The organism is Blastococcus sp. SYSU D00695, from assembly GCF_054050555.1.
The window spans coordinates 32,049-48,116 of the sequence record NZ_JBJGZP010000020.1; the positions used below are offsets into that span (position 1 = coordinate 32,049).

The following is a 16,068-nucleotide window of genomic DNA, read 5'->3' on the forward strand; positions in this document are numbered from 1 at the left end:
GTCGCGGCGAGAGAGGTCGGGTCAGACCTCGAGGAGCTCGCTCTCCTTGTTCTTGACCGCCTCGTCGACGTGGCCCACGTGCTGGGCGGTGAGGTCGTCGAGCTCCTTCTCCGCGCGGCGCACGTCGTCCTCGCCGGCCTCGCCGTCCTTGGCGATGCGGTCGAGCTCCTCCTTGCTGCGCCGGCGGATGTTGCGGATGGCGACCTTGGCGTCCTCGCCCTTGGACCGGGCCATCTTCACCAGGTCGCGCCGGCGCTCCTCGGTCAGCTGCGGGAAGACCACGCGGATGATCTGGCCGTCGTTGGTCGGGTTGACGCCCAGGTCGCTGTCGCGGATGGCCTTCTCGATCGCGCCGAGCTGCCCGTTGTCGTAGGGCTTGATGACCGCCATGCGGGCCTCGGGCACGGTGATGGAGGCCATCTGCGGGACCGGGGTCGGTGCGCCGTAGTAGTCGACCACGATGCGGTTGAACATGGACGGCGCGGCGCGGCCGGTGCGCACCGAGCCGAGGTCCTCCCGAGCGACCGACAGGGCCTTGTCCATCCGCTCCTCGGCGTCGAGCAGGGTGTCGTCGATCACGGGTCTGTCCCTCCTGCGGCGGCGCCCTCGTGGGCCGCCTTCCTCTGTCCTCGGGTGTGCCGTCGGCGCGCGGTTCAGGCCGGCGTGCTGATCAGCGTCCCGATCCTCTCACCTGCGACCGCCCGCGCGATGTTCCCGTCCTGCAGGAGGTTGAACACCACGATCGGCATCCGGTTCTCCATCGAGAGGCTGATCGCGGTGGCGTCGGCGACCTTGAGCTCGTCGGCCAGGACGGTGGCGTAGTCCAGGTCGGTGTACATGGTGGCGTCGGGGTTGCGCCGCGGGTCGTCGTCGTAGACGCCGTCGACGCCGTTCTTGGCCATGAGCAGCACCTGGCAGCCGATCTCCAGCGCGCGCTGGGCGGCGACGGTGTCGGTGGAGAAGTAGGGCATGCCCGCGCCCGCGCCGAAGATGACCAGCCGGCCCTTCTCCAGGTGCCGGACGGCCTTGCGCGGGATGTAGGGCTCGGCGACCTGGCCCATCGTGATCGCCGTCTGCACGCGCGTCTCCAGGCCCACCTGCTCGCAGAAGGCCTGCAGCGCCAGGGCGTTCATGACCGTGCCGAGCATGCCCATGTAGTCGGCGTGCCGGCGGTCCATGCCCGCCTGCGCCAGCTCCGCCCCCCGGAAGAAGTTGCCCCCGCCGACCACGACCGCGACCTGCGTGCCGGCGTGCACGACGTCGGCCAGCTGCTGGGCGATGCTGTGCACGATGCCCGAGTCCACGCCGACGTTGCCGCCGCCGAACGCCTCACCGGACAGCTTCAGCAGCACCCGCTGGTAGCCGGCGCCGTCTGCCGGCTGGAAGGCCGTGGGCGCGGAGGTGGGCGCGATCTGGTGGGTGGTCGTGCTCGGCGCGACGGTGTCGGTCAACTGCTCATCCCTCGCTCGGCGGCGTCCTGGTGATGTCGTGCTGGTGGTGCCGTTCCGGTGATCCTGCCTCATGCGCCCGGTCCGGACAGCCGGGCCCGGACGCACCACCGGCCCCGCCCCCCGAGGGGGACGGGGCCGGTGGTCACGCGGCGGCGGTCAGGCCTGGCCGACCTCGAAGCGGACGAAGCGCTCCACGGTCAGGCCGGCCTCGTCGACGATCTGCTTCACCGTGCGCTTGGGCTCGGTGATCGACGGCTGCTCGAGCAGGACGAAGTCCTTGTAGTAGGCGTTGACCCGCCCCTCGACGATCTTGGTGATCGCCTGCTCGGGCTTGCCCTCCTCCTTGGCGGTCTGCTCGGCGACCCGGCGCTCGGTCTCGACCGCGTCGGCCGGGACCTCCTCGCGGGTGAGGTAGCGCGGGCGGGCGGCCGCGATGTGCATCGCGAGGCTGCGCGCCGCCTCCTCGGAGCCGCCGCTGTACTGCACCGCGACACCGATGCCCGGGGGCAGGTCGGTGGCCCGCTTGTGCAGGTAGGTGGCGGTGGTGCCCTCGAAGACGGCGAAGCGGGAGAGGACCAGCTTCTCGCCGATGCGGGCCGACTCGGCCTCGATCAGCGAGGCGACGGTCTGCCCGTCGACCTCGGTGGCCAGCAGCGCGTCCACGTCGGCCGGCTTCTGCGCCAGGACGATGTCGAGCAGCCGCTCGCCGAGCTTGACGAAGTCGGCGTTCTTGGCGACGAAGTCGGTCTCGCAGTCGATCTCGAGCAGGGCGCCGTCCTTGCTGACGACGATGCCGTTGGTCGTCGAGCGCTCCAGGCGCTTGCCGACGTCCTTGGCGCCCTTGATGCGCAGCAGCTCGACGGCCTTGTCGTAGTCGCCGTCGGCCTCGGTGAGCGCCTTCTTGCAGTCCATCATGCCGGCGCCGGTGGCGTCGCGGAGACGCTTGACGTCGGCTGCGGTGAAGTCAGCCATGTCTCTCTTCCTGAGGTCTGGAGGTGGAGGCGGTGCGGCGCCGTCCCCGCTCGGGGGGACGGCGCCGGACGCGATCAGGCGTTCTCGGCGCCCTGGGTGCCGGTCTCGGTGCTGCCGGTGGCCGGCACGCCCTCGACCGGGGCGACCTCGCCGGCGGTGGCGGTCGGCGGGACGGCCGGCGCCTCGGGCAGCTCGGTGGCGGCAGCCTCACCGGTCTGGCCGGTCAGCAGCTCGCGCTCCCAGTCGGCCAGCGGCTCGTCACCACCGATGACCGGCTGCGCGCCGTCCTCGCGGCCGGCGTTGGCCTGCGCGGCCGAGCGGGCCATGAGGCCCTCGGCGACCGCGTCGGCGACCACGCGGGTCAGCACCGTGATGCTGCGGATCGCGTCGTCGTTGCCCGGGATCTTGTAGTCGACCTCGTCGGGGTCGCAGTTGGTGTCGAGGATCGCGACGACCGGGATGTTCAGCTTGCGCGCCTCGCCGACGGCGATGTGCTCCTTCTTGGTGTCCACGATCCAGATGGCGCTGGGCACCTTCTGCATGTCGCGGATGCCGCCGAGGCTGCGCTCGAGCTTGGCCTTCTCGCGGCTGAGGACCAGCTGCTCCTTCTTGGACAGGCTGACCAGCACGCCGGTCTGCTCCATGTCCTCGAGCTCCTTGAGGCGCTGGAGCCGCTTGTGCACGGTCTGGAAGTTGGTGAGCATGCCGCCCAGCCAGCGCTGGTTCACGTAGGGCATGCCCACGCGCTGCGCCTGCTCGGCGACGACCTCCTGCGCCTGGCGCTTGGTGCCGACGAACAGGATCGAACCGCCGTGCGCGACCGTCTGCTTGACGAACTCGTAGGCGTTGTCGATGTACCCGAGCGTCTGCTGCAGGTCGATGATGTAGATGCCGTTGCGCTCGGTGAAGATGAAACGCTTCATCTTGGGGTTCCAGCGACGGGTCTGGTGCCCGAAGTGGACGCCGCTGTCGAGCAGCTGCTTCATGCTGACGACTGCCATGGTCGCCTCTCTGTACGCACGCGACCGCCGGGCGGTCGCGCATCTCGGTTGCCGCGGGCACCGGGTGGTGCACCGCCCTGGCGTCCGGAGCGCCACACCACCCCGCGGAGGACCACGGGGACCGAGGTGGCGACCACCCCGCTGAGCAGCGGCGGGGTACGAGGACGCGCGAAGTCGACCCACCTGGGCGGGCCGCACCCGACAGCATACGCGCGCCCGCCCGGCGGCCTGCCGGGCGTCCACCGGGGCGGGCGCCGTCCACAGTTCCGGGTCACCGGCGCCCTGCCCGCCGCCCCGGGGGCAGGGTCAGCCCGTGTCCCCCGCCGCGCGCCGCGCCGCCGCCGTGCTCACCCTCGCGCTGTCGGTCGCGGCCTCGACCGGTCCCGGCCCGGCGGCCGCCCGGCCGGCGCCCGAGGCGCCCGCGGCGGTGTGGGGAGCGCCGCTGCCGGGCCCGGAGGTCACCCGGCCGTTCGAGGCGCCGGCGTCGCCGTACGGGCCGGGGCACCGGGGCGTCGACCTGGCCGGGGCGCCGGGCGCGGTCGTGGTCGCCGCGGGCGACGGCGTGGTGGCGTTCGCCGGGTCGGTCGCCGGCCGGCCGGTGGTGAGCGTCGACCACCCCGGCGGGCTGCGCACGACCTACGAGCCGGTCGCCGCGACCGTCGGCGCGGGCCAGGCGGTGGTCCGGGGCGCACCCCTCGGGACGCTCACCGCGGGGCACGCCGGCTGTCCCGCCGCGGCCTGCCTGCACTGGGGGCTGCGCCGCGGCGAGACCTACCTGGACCCGCTGTCGCTGCTGCGGCCGCCGCGGGTCCGGCTGCTCCCGGCGGCGTGACCGGGCGGTCGGACCCGGCGCTCCTCCGGTCCGGTCAGGCGATGTCGGCGAGCTTGGTGCGCAGGTGCAGCACGGCCTTCGTGTGCAGCTGGCAGATGCGGCTCTCGGTGACGCCGAGGACGCGACCGATGTCGGCGAGCGTGAGGCCCTCGAAGTAGTAGAGGCTCACGACGACCTTCTCCCGCTCCGGGAGCTGCTCGACGGCGCGGGCCAGCAGCTGGCGCGCCTCGCCGTGCTCGGCCATCGCCTGCGGGTCCAGGGCGCTGGTGTCCTGCAGCGTGTCGACCAGCCGCGGGGCGCCGCCCTCGTCGTCGGTGAGCAGCTCGTCGAGGGCGACCACGTTGACCAGGGACAGCTGGCCGAGGAACTTGCGGACGTCCTCGACGTCCATCTCCATCTCGGCGGCCACCTCCTCGTCGGTGGGGCTGCGCTGCAGCCGGCTCTCCAGAGCGGCGACGGTCCGCTCGAACAGGCGGGCCTTGCTGCGCACCGACCGCGGGATCCAGTCGGTGGTGCGGAGCTCGTCGATGATCGCGCCGCGGATGCGGGCCATCGCGTAGCTCTCGAACTTGACCTCGCGGGAGGGCTGGTAGCGGGTGATCGCGTCGATCAGCCCGAAGGTGCCGTAGGAGGCCAGGTCGGCCTGCTCGACGTGCGCGGGGAGCCCCGAGCCGACCCGGCCGGCGACGTACTTGACCAGCGGCGCGTAGTGGAGGATCAGCCGGTCGCGCAGCGCGGGGTCCCGGTCGGTGACGTAGTCGCGCCACAGAGCGGCGATGGCCGCATCGGTGTCCTCGTTCGACTCGTCGAGGGCGTCGATCGTCGCCTCGGGCACGGTGAGGGTCCCCCGGTCGCTCATGGGGCCGTCACGACGGCCCCGTGGTGGGCATCGCAGTCCAGTATCGGCAGCCGGTCGGCCCTCACGCGCGCGGATGGGCCTGCGCGTGCACGGCGCGGAGCCGCTCGACCGTCACGTGCGTGTAGATCTGCGTGGTCGCGAGGCTAGCGTGGCCCAGCAGTTCCTGGACCGAGCGCAGGTCGGCGCCGCCCTCGAGCACGTGCGTCGCCGCCGAGTGCCGCAACCCGTGCGGGCCGACGTCCGGGGCGCCGGGCGCCCGCCCGACGGCGGCGTGCACGACCCGGCGGGCCTCGCGCGGGTCGAGCCGGCCGCCGCGGGCACCCAGCAGCAGCGCCGGCCCCGAGCGCTCGCCGGCGAGGGCGGGCCGGCCCCGGGTGAGCCAGGCGTCCAGGGCCCGCTCGGCGGGCGCGCCGTAGGGGACGCTGCGCTCCTTGCGGCCCTTGCCCAGCACCCGCAGCAGGCGGCGGCCGCGGTCCACGTCGTCGACGTCCAGGCCCACGAGCTCGCTCACCCGGATGCCGCTGGCGTAGAGCAGCTCCAGCACGGCGGCGTCGCGCAGGCCGAGCGGCTCCTCGGCGCCGGCGGCGGACTCGACGACGGTGCGGGCCTGCTCGGGCGCCAGCACGTCGGGGAGAGTGCGGTGCGCCTTGGGGCTGACCAGCCGGAGGCCGACGTCCTCGCCGGTGAGGCCGGCGCGGCGCAGCCAGCGGGTGAACGACCGGGCGGCGGCGGCCCGCCGGGCGGTGGTCGCCCGGCTGTCGCCGGTGGTGCGGCCCTTGGCCAGCCAGCTGCGGAGCGCGGCGAGGTCCAGGTCGGCGACGCGGGTGCCGCTGCGGCGGGCCAGGTGGTCGAGCAGGGAGACGGCGTCGGTGACGTAGGCGCGAACGGTGTGGTCGGACAGCTCGCGGGCCCCGCGCAGGTGCTCCTCGTAGTCGTCGACGACCGCGGCCAGGGCAGGCGGGAGCCCGGCGCGCAGCTCCGCCGTCGACCCGGACACGCAGCGACCGTCCGTCGGGGTGGCCGCCCGGTCAAGCGGGCGCGCCGGGCGGCGGGCCGGCCCGGCCGCGCGACTCCTGGACACGCTCGGTCCGGGGGGCGCGCCTCCGGGCGTCACCGCCGGTCCTCCGCGGGCGGTGCCGTCACCCGCCACCCGCCGTCGGTCCACCGGACGAGCCCGGCCAGCTCCAGGGCCGGCAGCACCTGCAGCACCTCCACGACGCTGCAGCCGGCCACGGCCGCCAGCCGCTCGGCGGGCACCCCCCGCCGGACGGGGCAGGCGTCGAGCACGCGGCGGGCGACGTCGGACAGGTCGTCGCGGACGTCGGCCACCCCCTGCACCGGCGGTGCGAGGTCCTCGCCGAGCCGGCCGACCTGCTCCAGCACGTGCGCGGCATCGGCGACCAGGACCGCGTCCAGGCCGCGGTCGCGCAGCAACTCGTGGGTGCCGACGCTCATCGCGCTGGTCACCGGCCCGGGGACCGCCATCACCGGCCGCCCCAGGCGCGCGGCGCGACGAGCGGTCGCCTGCGCGCCCGAGCGGGCCGCGGCCTCGACCACGACGGTGCCGCGGGTGAGCCCCGCGATGAGCCGGTTGCGGACGAGGAAGCGGTGCCGGTGGGGCGCCGCGCCCGGCGGCCACTCGCTGACCACGAGGCCGTCCTGCGCGATCCGCTCGAGCAGCGCGCCGTTGCCGCTGGGGTAGACGCGGTCGATGCCGCATGCCAGCACCGCGACCGTCGGGGCGCCCGCCGCCAGCGCGCCCCGGTGGGCGGCGGCGTCGATGCCGTAGGCCCCGCCGGAGACCACGGTCCACCCGCGCTCCCCCAGCCGGTGCGCGAGGTCGCCGGCGACGTGCTCCCCGTAGGCCGTCGCGGCGCGCGCGCCGACCACGGCCACCGACCGGTCGACGACCTCCGCCAGCGGCGCCGGCCCGCGGACCCACAGCGCGACGGGCGGCACCGGCGCCGTCGTCCGGTCGCTGCCGCCGCCGGGCAGGTCGGGTTCGTCGGCGACGGCCACGGTGAGGGCGTGCAGGGCCAGCGCGGGCCACTCGTCGTCCTCCGGGACGACGAGCCGGCCACCGCACTGCTCGGCGCGCCGCAGGTCGACCAGGCTGGCGTCCTGCTGGGCGCGGGCCCCGACCAGGGCCTGGACCGCCTCGGGTGCCCGCTGGGCGCGCAGCAGCCGGACGGCCTCGACCGGGCCGGTCCGCTCGACGAAGCGCCAGAAGGCGACGCTGCCCGGCTCGGCCGCGCGGGTGAGCCAGGCACGGGCCCGGCGCACCTCGTCCGGGTCCTCCACCGGGACGGCGAGCACGGCCCCGGGGTCCGGGCTCACGCCGCCACCCGCTGCACGCGCATGCCCAGGGCCTCGGCGACCTGCTCGGGGCCGGGTGAGGTCCGGCCGGAGAGGTCGGCGAGCGTCCAGGCCACGCGCAGCACCCGGTCGAAGCCCCGCACCGACAGGACGCCCCGCTCCAGCGCCCGCTCGGCCAGCACCGACGCCGACCGGGGCACCGCCCACCGCTCCCGCAGCAGACGTCCGGGCACCTGGCTGGTGAGGGCCAGGCCGCTCCCCCGCATCCGGTCGGCCGCCGCGGCGCGCGCCGCCGCGACCCGGGCGGCGACGACGGCCGAGGTCTCCGGCGGGTCACCGCCGTCGAGCCAGGCCGCGCGGGTCACCGGCGGCAGATCGACCCGCAGGTCGATCCGGTCCAGCAACGGGCCGGACAGCCGGGACTGGTAGCGCCGGCGCTCGTGGGCGCTGCAGGTGCACGCGGCGTCCCCGGCCGCACTCGCGCACGGGCACGGGTTCGCCGCGAGGACCAGCTGGGCGCGGCACGGGAAGGTGGCCGCCCCCGACGCGCGGGAGATCGTGACGCTCCCCCGCTCCAAGGGCTGGCGCAGCGTGTCCAGCACCGCCCGGGGGAACTCCGGGCACTCGTCGAGGAAGAGGACGCCGCGGTGGGCCCGGCACAGCGCACCGGGGCGGATGGGCCCCGAACCCCCACCGACCAGCGCCGCCATGGTGGCCGAGTGGTGCGGTGCCTCGAACGGCGGCCGGCTCACCAGGGGCGCGCCGGGCGGGAGGGTGCCGGCGACGGAGTGGATGGCGGTCACCTCCAGCGCCGCCTGCTCGTCGAGGACGGGCAGCAGCCCCGGCAGCCGCTCGGCGAGCATCGTCTTGCCCGCTCCCGGGGGTCCGGTGAGGAGCAGGTGGTGGCCGCCGGCCGCCGCGACCTCCACGGCGCGGCGGCCGACCGCCTGGCCGACGACGTCGGCCAGGTCGGGACCCGGCGGTGGCGCCGGCAGCGGGCCGCGCCGGTGCGGCCGCAGCCGGTCGCGGCCGGTGAGGTGGCCGAGCAGCTCCCGCAGCGTGGCCACCGGCAGCACGTCGATGCCCTCGACCAGCGCCGCCTCGTCGGCGTTGCCCGCGGGCACGGCGACCTGGCGGTGACCGCCCCGCCTCGCCGCCAGGACGGCGGGCAGGACGCCGCGGATGGCCCGCACCGTCCCGTCGAGGCCGAGCTCCCCCAGGAGCACCAGCTCGCCCACGGCCGCGGCCGGCACGGTGTCGGCGGCGGCCAGCACCCCGGCGGCCAGGGCCAGGTCGAACCCGCTGCCCTGCTTGGGCATGGACGCCGGGGACAGCCCGATCGTCACCCGGCGCAGCGGCCAGGCGGCGCCGGCGTTGACCACGGCGGCGCGCACGCGGTCGACCGACTGGCGCACCACGGCGTCGGGCAGCCCCACCAGGACGACCCCGGGCACCCCGGCCGACATGTCGACCTCGACCTCCACCAGGGCGCCGTGCACGCCGGCCAGACCCACCGACCAGGTGCGGGCGAGGCTCACTCGAAGGCCGCCGGGAGGTGGGTGACGACCGCGGGGCCGCCGGGCCGGACCAGCACCCCGACGACGTCGAAGCGGAGGTCGGGGGCGTGCTCCTCGTGCGCGGCCAGCCAGCGGGAGGCCAGCAGCCGCAGCCGCCGCTGCTTCGTGGCGGTCACGGCCTCGACGGGATGCCCGAACCCGACCTCCCGCCGGGTCTTCACCTCGCAGAAGACGATGGCGTCGCCGTCGCGGGCCACGATGTCGAGCTCACCCTCGCGGCAGCGCCAGTTCCGGTCGAGCAGCCGCATCCCCCGGTCGGTCAGGTAGCGGGCGGCGATCCGCTCTCCCCGCAGGCCCAGGTCCGTCGTCGTTCGCACCCCGTGACCGTGGCCCGCGCCGGACCCTGGCCGCGACGTCCGGGCCGGGTCTGTGGACGGCACCGGCGCCTGTGGACGGCCCACACCGCCACGTCACCGGGAGGGGCTGTCCTCCCCGCGTGCAGGAGCAGGCGGGGCGTGCGGGCTCAGGGCAGGCGAGGACCGTCGGGCAGCTCGAGGTCGGGCTTGTCCAGCTCCTCGACGTTGACGTCCTTGAACGTCAGCACCCGCACGTTCCGCACGAACCGGGCCGGCCGGTACATGTCCCAGACCCAGGCGTCGGAGAGCTTGAGCTCGAAGAACACCTCGCCGCCGGCCTCGCGCACCTGCAGGTCGACGGAGTTGGCCAGGTAGAAGCGCCGCTCGGTCTCCACCACGTAGGTGAACTGGCGGACGATGTCCCGGTACTCGCGATAGAGCTGCAGCTCCATCTCGGTCTCGTACTTCTCCAGGTCCTCGGTGCTCATCGCGGCTCTCCGGAGACGGTGCGCATGGGTCCATCATCGACCATCGGCCCCGGGCCGGGCAGCCGGGAGTCGCGACCGGCGTGTGCGGCCGCCGCACGGGCCACGTTGACGAAGCGGCGGCGGTGCTCCGGACAGGGCCCGTGGCGCTCGAGGGCGGCGCTGTGCGCATCGGTGATGTAGCCCTTGTGCACGGCGAAGTCGTACTCCGGGAACCGGTCGTGCAGCTCCAGCATCATGCGGTCGCGGGTGACCTTGGCCAGCACCGAGGCCGCCGCCACGCAGGCGGCGACGCGGTCGCCCTTCCACACCGCCAGCGTCGGGCGCGCGAGCCCGTTCACGGGGAAGCCGTCGGTCAGCACGTAGTCGGCGCCGGGATCGAGCGCCCACACCGCGCGGCGCAGGGCCTCGATGTTGGTCACGTGCATGCCGCGCGCGTCCAGGTCCGGCACCGGCATGACCACCACCGACCAGGCGACGGCCCGGTCGACGACCTCGGCGTAGACGCGCTCGCGGGCGGCCTCGGTGAGCAGCTTGGAGTCGGCCAGCCCGGGCACGCGGCCCCGGCGGCCGGCCGGGAGCACGCAGGCGGCGGCGACGAGCGGGCCGGCGCAGGCGCCGCGCCCCGCCTCGTCGGCCCCGGCGATCGCGGAGAAGCCGCGGCGGCGGAGCCTGCGTTCCATGTCCCACAGCGCGTCGGGCCGCTCGTCGGCGACCCGGCGGCCGCCGGCGGGCGCGGGCGCGGCGCGGGAGGTGGTGCGGACTGCCATGGCGCCGTCGACAGTACGACGGCGGGCTCGCCGGCGGCGCAGGTGCGGAGCGGTGCCCCGACGTGCCACGAGCCGGCCCCCGCGGGAGGCGGGGGCCGGCTCGTGGAGGGGTGCGACCGGAGTCGCGGGCGCCGGGCCGGATCGCTGAGGAGGCGAACCGTCCGGTCCGGCGCCACCCGGGCGGCTCCCCGGCCCCCGCTGCGGGCAGCGGGTACCGGGGAGGTCGGAGGTCAGACCTCGGCGGTGTCGGCGGGGACGACGGCGTGGGTGCCGCACGTGCAGCCGCCACCCGAGGAGCGGGAGGACAGGACCAGGGAGACGGCGTGGGCGCGGTCGCGGGCACCGAGCTTGCGCAGGATGGCCTTGACGTGGCTCTTGACCGTGTCCTCGCTGATGAACAGGTTGCGGCCGATCTGGCGGTTCGACTGGCCCTGCAGCAGCTCGTCGAGCACGTCGGACTCGCGGCGGGTCAGCGGCACCTCGGGGGCGAAGGGCTTGGCGGCCGGCACGGCGGAGGGCTCCACGCGGCGGATCTGCGGGTCGACCACGGTGCGGCCGGCGCGGGCGGCCAGGATGGCCCAGCCCAGCAGGGTGGGGCTGGTGTTGATCATGAGGTACCCGCGGACGCCGGCGGCGACGGCCTCGTTGACGACTGCCGGGTCCTCCGACGTGGCGAGCGCGATGATCGCGACCCGGGGGAAACGGCGGCGCAGGTCCCGGCACGCGGCCAGCGTGGCGGCGCGGCCCGAGCCCAGCTCGACGACGACGGCGTCGGGGCGGGCGGTCTCGACGAGGGTCAGGGCCCGGCGGAGCTCCCCGGGGGTGCCGACCGACTGCATCCCGGCGGTCTCGTTGATCATGCTGACCAGCCCACGGCGCAGGACCGGGGCGTCGGCGAGGATGAGCACGCGGGTCACGCCGCGGGCGGTGCTCGCCATGGGTGCAGACACTGTCGACTCCGTTTCACACGTTCGGGGTGGTGCTTACACACCATCCATCGGACGGGTGAGAGAAGTGCTTGACACCTTTTCCGACATTTTTTCGCCATTGTGCCGCGTCAAGACAAAGCGAGTCGCGGACCTCATCCGTAACAGCACTCGCGATTGTCGACATGGCGATGAGCCATTCGGTCACCATTTCGCGCGTCGCCGGGCTCCACAGCACCGGGGACGCCGGGGCCCCGGCGCGTCCCAGCCGGTGCGCACCGACGCCACTCCAGGCACGTCCGCCGGACACGGCGGCCGCGCCTGCCCGGGCGAGCGCGTCGGTGCGCTCCCGGGTGCGGGTGGAGGGGCGGCCAGGACAGGCCGACAGCGACCCGGGACGGGCCGACCGCGACCCGGGACGGGTCGCGGGTCGGCGACAGCGCGCGGGCGCCCCCGCGGGCGCGGAGCGCCTCAGGCAGCCGCGCGACGCGCCCGCCGGCGCCGGCGCCAGGCCACGACCGGCACCGCGCCGACCAGGCCGAGCACGTGCGGGGCGGCCACGGCGGCGGCCCCGGACACGGGCACCCCGGTCACGGTCGCGCCGGCGGCGTCCGCGTCCTGGATGTCGGGCGAGTCCAGCAGACCGAACCGGTCGAGCGGCCAGACGATGACGGCGGCCTTGCCGATGACGTCGTCGACGGCGATGGTCCCGGCGTACCGGTCGTCACGGTGGGACCGCGAGTCCGCGGACGCCGAGCGGTGGTCGCCCATCACCCACAGCCGGCCCTCGGGAACGGTCACCGGGGCGAAGGAGCGGCTCTCCGGCGGGGAGTCCTGGTAGATGTAGGGCTCGTCCAGCGGACGGCCGTCGACGATGACCCGCCCCTCGGGGTCGCAGCACTCCACGGTCTGGCCGCCGACGGCGATGACGCGCTTGACGTAGTCGTCCTCGCTCGGCGGGGCGACACCGACCGCGCGCCCCAGCCACAGCAGGGCCCCGGAGAACCAGTTGCCCGGCTCGGCCACCTGCACCTCCGGCGACCACGTGTCGGGCCCCTCGAAGACGACGATGTCGCCGGGCTCGGGCTCCCCGAACCAGTAGGGCACCTTGTTGACCAGCACGCGGTCACCGGTGCACCCGGGGCAGCCGTGCAGCGTGGTCTCCATCGACCCCGAGGGGATGAAGAACGCCTGCACGAAGAAGGTCTTGACCACCAGCGCCAGGACGAACGCCACGAGCAGCAGCACCGGCAGCTCGCGCAGCAGCGAGGGCTTCGAGCCCGGCGCGGGGCGCCGTCCGCCCCACCAGCGCCGGCCGCCCGGCGGCGTGGCCGGCGTCGCGGCCTCGCGGTCCTCGGGTCCGTCGTCCCCGGGGACGACATCGGCGGGTCCCCCGTGCCGGTCGCTGCTCATCGGGGATCAGCGTACGGGCGCGGGAGACCCGCCGTGTCGAGGCAGGTGCAGCGGCGCGAGCGTGTCAGCGCGCGACGGTCTCGCGCTTCTCCTTGATCTTGGCGGCCTTGCCGCGCAGCTCGCGGAGGTAGTACAGCTTGGCGCGACGCACGTCACCGCGGGTCAGCACGTCGATCTTCTCGACGACCGGGGTGTGCACCGGGAAGGTGCGCTCCACGCCGACGCCGAAGCTGACCTTGCGGACGGTGAAGGTCTCGCGGATCCCGCCGCCCTGGCGGCGGATGACGACGCCCTGGAAGACCTGGATGCGGGAGCGGTTGCCCTCGACGACGCGCACGTGCACCTTGACGGTGTCGCCCGGGCGGAACTCGGGGATGTCGTCGCGCAGCGAGTCGGCGTCGAGTACGTCCAGGGTGTTCATCGCAGCAGTCCTCGTGTTCTGGCCAGGTTCTTCAACGGCGGGGTCTCAACTCGGTGACGGACAGCGGGACGCCCCGGCTGTCCGTCCCGGGGAGCTGCGGCTCCGACGTGCGCGGCGCCCCGTCGGCCAGGCCGACGGTCGTGCAGCAGCTAGCCATTCTGCCACGACTTCAGCCGACGAAGCGCGGCGGGCCCCGGTGCGGGCCGCGCAGCAGCTCGGCGAGCACCCCGGCGAGGTCCGCGGGGGCGAAGGTCTCCCCCGACGCGGCGATCTCCTCGACGCTCCACCACCGGTGCGGCTCGTCGCCGAGCACCTCCAGCTCGGTGCGCCCGGCCCCGTCGACGGTGTGCTCGACGTCGCGCAGCACGAAGAACGTCTCGCGCGAGTCGATGTCCACCCCGCCGAAGGCGCCCACGTGCCGGCGGAACCAGACGGGCCCCTCCAGGGCCGCCGGGTCGGCCACCAACCCGATCTCCTCGGCGAGCTCGCGGACGGCGGCCGCGCGGACGGTCTCGCCGTCCTCCACTCCCCCGCCGGGCGTGTACCAGAACAGGACGTCGGCGGGGACGGCGTCCGGGCCGGTGAGCCGCGCGCCGAGCAGCAGCACCCGGCCGGCCGGGTCGAGCACGACGACGCGGGCGGTGGGCCGGACCCAGGCCCGGTCAGCCACCGTCGAGCACCGCGCGGTCGGCGTCGGTGAGCGCCCCCTCGGGCAGCGCGGCGAGCAGGTCGGGACGCCGCTCCCCCGTCCGGCGCAGGGACTGCTCGCGCCGCCAGCGGGCGATGGCCGCGTGGTCGCCGGACAGCAGCACCGGGGGCACGTCGTGGCCGCGCCAGGACGCCGGCCGGGTGTAGGAGGGGCCCTCCAGCAGGCCGTCGGCGTGCGAGTCGAACTCCACGGACTCGCGGTTGCCGACCACGCCGGGCAGCAGCCGGGTCACGGCCTCGACCATGACCAGCACCGCGGACTCCCCGCCGGCCAGCACGTAGTCGCCGATCGACACCTCCGAGACCGGCCCGGCGTCGGCGGCCCAGTCGGCGACCCGCTGGTCGATGCCCTCGTAGCGCCCGCAGGCGAACACCAGGCCGGGCTCGGCGGCCCACTCCGCGGCGACGGCCTGCGTGAACGGCCGGCCCGCCGGGGTGGGCACCACCAGACGGGTGCCGGGCGGGCGGACCTCCTCCAGCGCCCGCGCCCACGGCTCGGGCCGCATGACCATGCCGGGGCCGCCGCCGTAGGGGGCGTCGTCGACGGTGCGGTGCACGTCGTCGGTCCACTGCCGCAGGTCGTGCACGCCGATGGCGACCAGGCCACGCTCGGCGGCCTTGCCCAGCAGCGACTGGCGCAGCGGCGCCAGGTACTCGGGGAAGATCGTGACGACGTCGACCCGGTACGGCAGGGGCGCGGTCACAGGTCCAGCAGCCCCTCGGGCGGGTCGACGACGACGAGCCCGCCGGCCAGGTCGACCGTCGGCACGATGGCGGAGACGAACGGCACGAGGACGGTGCCGCCCTCGGGACGCCGGACGACGAGCAGCTCGGTGCCCTCGTGGCGCACGGCGGTGACCTCGCCGAGGGCGGTGCCGTCGGGCAGCCGCGCGGCCAGACCGACCAGCTGGTGGTCGTAGAACACGTCGGGGTCCGCGAGCGCCGGCAGGTCGGCGACGGGGACGTGCAGCTCGGTGTCGCGCAGCTCCTCGGCGGCCTCGCGGCTGTCCAGCTCGCTGCCGTCGGGCCGCGCGAGCCGCAGCAGGAGGACCTCGCGGTGCCAGCGGCGGCCGGCGACCGTCAGCGGGCCGCGGGCGGCGGGCTCGGTGCGCAGGACCGCGCCGGGGGCGAAGCGGAGGTCGGGGTCGTCGGTGCGGACCTCGACGGTGACCTCACCACGGACACCGTGGGGCCGGCCGATGCGGCCGACCACCACGGTGTCGTCGGGGGTGGTGCTCAAGGGACGGCGCGCTCAGCGCCCGTCGGTGTCGACGACGTCGACCCGCAGGCCCCGGCCGCCGACGCCGGTCATGACCGTCCGCAGCGCCTTGGCGGTGCGGCCGCCGCGGCCGATGACCTTGCCGAGGTCGTCGGGGTGCACCCGGACCTCGAGGGTCTTGCCGCGGCGGCTGGTGAGCAGGTCGACCTGGACGTCCTCCGGGTGGTCGACGATGCCCCTGACCAGGTGCTCGAGCGCCTCTTCGACCACGTCTTACTCGGCGGGCGTCTCGGCGGCGGCCTCGGCGGGCGCCTCGTCCGCCGCGGGGGCGTCGGCCTTGGGGGCGGCCTTCTTCTTCGGGGTGGTGGCGCCGGCAGCCGGCTCGTCACCGGAGGCGCGGACGGCCTCCTCGTAGAGGGCCTTCTTGTCCGGCTTCGGGGCCGCGACCTTCATCGGGGCCGGGGCCGGCTCGCCCTTGAACTTCTGCCAGTCACCGGTGACCCGGAGGATGGCGGCGACGGCCTCGGTCGGCTGCGCGCCGACACCCAGCCAGTACTGCGCCCGCTCGCTGTCGACCTCGATGAAGGACGGGTCCTCCTTCGGGTGGTACTTGCCGATCGTCTCGATGGAGCGACCGTCGCGCTTGGTGCGCGAGTCGGCGACGACGATGCGGTAGTACGGCGCGCGCATCTTGCCCAGGCGCATGAGCTTGATCTTGGTGGCCACGGTGGCTCGTGTTCTCCTCGAACGCTGTCTGTCGGTGCTCGCCGGACGGACGCGTGGGGTACGCCGGGGCGGAGCCAGGGACACGGCCGGGCACGG

The 16,068-nt window shown here is 75.3% G+C and carries 20 protein-coding genes; 1 reads left to right on the top strand and 19 read right to left on the bottom strand.

Features of this window, described 5'->3' with window-relative positions; genetic code table 11:
• Window positions 1-21: 21 nt before the first annotated feature.
• From frr to rpsB, 4 genes are all read right to left on the bottom strand, one after another.
• On the bottom strand, window positions 22-579 hold the full coding sequence (frr, locus tag ACI781_RS13890; protein WP_456566698.1) for a ribosome recycling factor: 558 nt from the start codon (window positions 577-579) through the stop codon (window positions 22-24).
• 74 nt (window positions 580-653) lie between these two features.
• Window positions 654-1,451: a UMP kinase gene (pyrH, locus tag ACI781_RS13895; RefSeq protein ID WP_456566699.1), complete on the bottom strand. Its 798-nt coding sequence runs from the start codon at window positions 1,449-1,451 to the stop codon at window positions 654-656.
• 156 nt (window positions 1,452-1,607) lie between these two features.
• Complete coding sequence (gene tsf / locus ACI781_RS13900; RefSeq protein ID WP_456566700.1) at window positions 1,608-2,423, bottom strand: translation elongation factor Ts; 816 nt, start codon at window positions 2,421-2,423, stop codon at window positions 1,608-1,610.
• A 74-nt stretch (window positions 2,424-2,497) separates the two neighbouring features.
• Window positions 2,498-3,424: a 30S ribosomal protein S2 gene (gene rpsB / locus ACI781_RS13905; protein ID WP_456566701.1), complete on the bottom strand. Its 927-nt coding sequence runs from the start codon at window positions 3,422-3,424 to the stop codon at window positions 2,498-2,500.
• Window positions 3,425-3,737: 313 nt separating this feature from the next.
• Between rpsB and ACI781_RS13910 the strand changes: the two genes are divergently transcribed.
• Window positions 3,738-4,256, top strand: coding sequence for a M23 family metallopeptidase (locus ACI781_RS13910; RefSeq protein WP_456566702.1), 519 nt, complete (start codon window positions 3,738-3,740; stop codon window positions 4,254-4,256).
• A gap of 34 nt (window positions 4,257-4,290) precedes the next feature.
• On the opposite strand, the gene whiG is transcribed toward ACI781_RS13910, so the two are convergent.
• The 15 genes from whiG to rpsP form a co-directional block, all read right to left on the bottom strand.
• Window positions 4,291-5,115, bottom strand: coding sequence for an RNA polymerase sigma factor WhiG (gene whiG, locus ACI781_RS13915; protein WP_456566703.1), 825 nt, complete (start codon window positions 5,113-5,115; stop codon window positions 4,291-4,293).
• Window positions 5,116-5,176: 61 nt separating this feature from the next.
• Entirely contained in the window at window positions 5,177-6,112 is a 936-nt protein-coding gene (locus ACI781_RS13920) for a tyrosine recombinase XerC (protein WP_456566704.1), read from the bottom strand.
• Between the two features lie 113 nt (window positions 6,113-6,225).
• Window positions 6,226-7,452: a DNA-processing protein DprA gene (gene dprA / locus ACI781_RS13925; RefSeq protein WP_456566705.1), complete on the bottom strand. Its 1,227-nt coding sequence runs from the start codon at window positions 7,450-7,452 to the stop codon at window positions 6,226-6,228.
• Window positions 7,449-8,969 (bottom strand): YifB family Mg chelatase-like AAA ATPase, encoded by a 1,521-nt coding sequence (locus ACI781_RS13930; RefSeq protein WP_456566706.1) that lies wholly within the window; start codon window positions 8,967-8,969, stop codon window positions 7,449-7,451. The genes dprA and ACI781_RS13930 overlap by 4 nt, the downstream gene beginning before the upstream one ends.
• Window positions 8,966-9,325: a YraN family protein gene (locus tag ACI781_RS13935; RefSeq protein WP_456566707.1), complete on the bottom strand. Its 360-nt coding sequence runs from the start codon at window positions 9,323-9,325 to the stop codon at window positions 8,966-8,968. The genes ACI781_RS13930 and ACI781_RS13935 overlap by 4 nt, the downstream gene beginning before the upstream one ends.
• Window positions 9,326-9,471: 146 nt before the next feature.
• Window positions 9,472-9,792: a DUF2469 domain-containing protein gene (locus ACI781_RS13940; RefSeq protein WP_029432918.1), complete on the bottom strand. Its 321-nt coding sequence runs from the start codon at window positions 9,790-9,792 to the stop codon at window positions 9,472-9,474.
• A complete protein-coding gene (locus ACI781_RS13945; protein WP_456566708.1) occupies window positions 9,789-10,559 on the bottom strand; it encodes a ribonuclease HII in 771 nt (256 codons plus the stop codon). Before ACI781_RS13945 ends, ACI781_RS13940 begins: the two co-directional genes overlap by 4 nt.
• 230 nt (window positions 10,560-10,789) lie before the next feature.
• Complete coding sequence (locus ACI781_RS13950; protein ID WP_456566709.1) at window positions 10,790-11,497, bottom strand: LuxR C-terminal-related transcriptional regulator; 708 nt, start codon at window positions 11,495-11,497, stop codon at window positions 10,790-10,792.
• Window positions 11,498-11,956: 459 nt separating this feature from the next.
• On the bottom strand, window positions 11,957-12,898 hold the full coding sequence (lepB, locus tag ACI781_RS13955) for a signal peptidase I (protein WP_456566710.1): 942 nt from the start codon (window positions 12,896-12,898) through the stop codon (window positions 11,957-11,959).
• Window positions 12,899-12,962: 64 nt separating this feature from the next.
• On the bottom strand, window positions 12,963-13,319 hold the full coding sequence (gene rplS, locus ACI781_RS13960) for a 50S ribosomal protein L19 (protein ID WP_456566711.1): 357 nt from the start codon (window positions 13,317-13,319) through the stop codon (window positions 12,963-12,965).
• Window positions 13,320-13,488: 169 nt separating this feature from the next.
• Window positions 13,489-13,989, bottom strand: a complete 501-nt coding sequence (locus tag ACI781_RS13965) for an NUDIX hydrolase (RefSeq protein ID WP_456566712.1) — start codon at window positions 13,987-13,989, stop codon at window positions 13,489-13,491.
• The gene (gene trmD, locus ACI781_RS13970; protein ID WP_456566713.1) at window positions 13,982-14,731 is read right to left on the bottom strand and encodes a tRNA (guanosine(37)-N1)-methyltransferase TrmD; all 750 of its coding nucleotides are present in this window, start codon (window positions 14,729-14,731) and stop codon (window positions 13,982-13,984) included. Before trmD ends, ACI781_RS13965 begins: the two co-directional genes overlap by 8 nt.
• Window positions 14,728-15,267: a ribosome maturation factor RimM gene (gene rimM / locus ACI781_RS13975; RefSeq protein ID WP_456566714.1), complete on the bottom strand. Its 540-nt coding sequence runs from the start codon at window positions 15,265-15,267 to the stop codon at window positions 14,728-14,730. Before rimM ends, trmD begins: the two co-directional genes overlap by 4 nt.
• 12 nt (window positions 15,268-15,279) lie before the next feature.
• Entirely contained in the window at window positions 15,280-15,516 is a 237-nt protein-coding gene (locus ACI781_RS13980; RefSeq protein ID WP_456566715.1) for an RNA-binding protein, read from the bottom strand.
• A 3-nt stretch (window positions 15,517-15,519) separates the two neighbouring features.
• On the bottom strand, window positions 15,520-15,972 hold the full coding sequence (gene rpsP / locus ACI781_RS13985) for a 30S ribosomal protein S16 (protein ID WP_456566716.1): 453 nt from the start codon (window positions 15,970-15,972) through the stop codon (window positions 15,520-15,522).
• Window positions 15,973-16,068 lie beyond the last annotated feature (96 nt).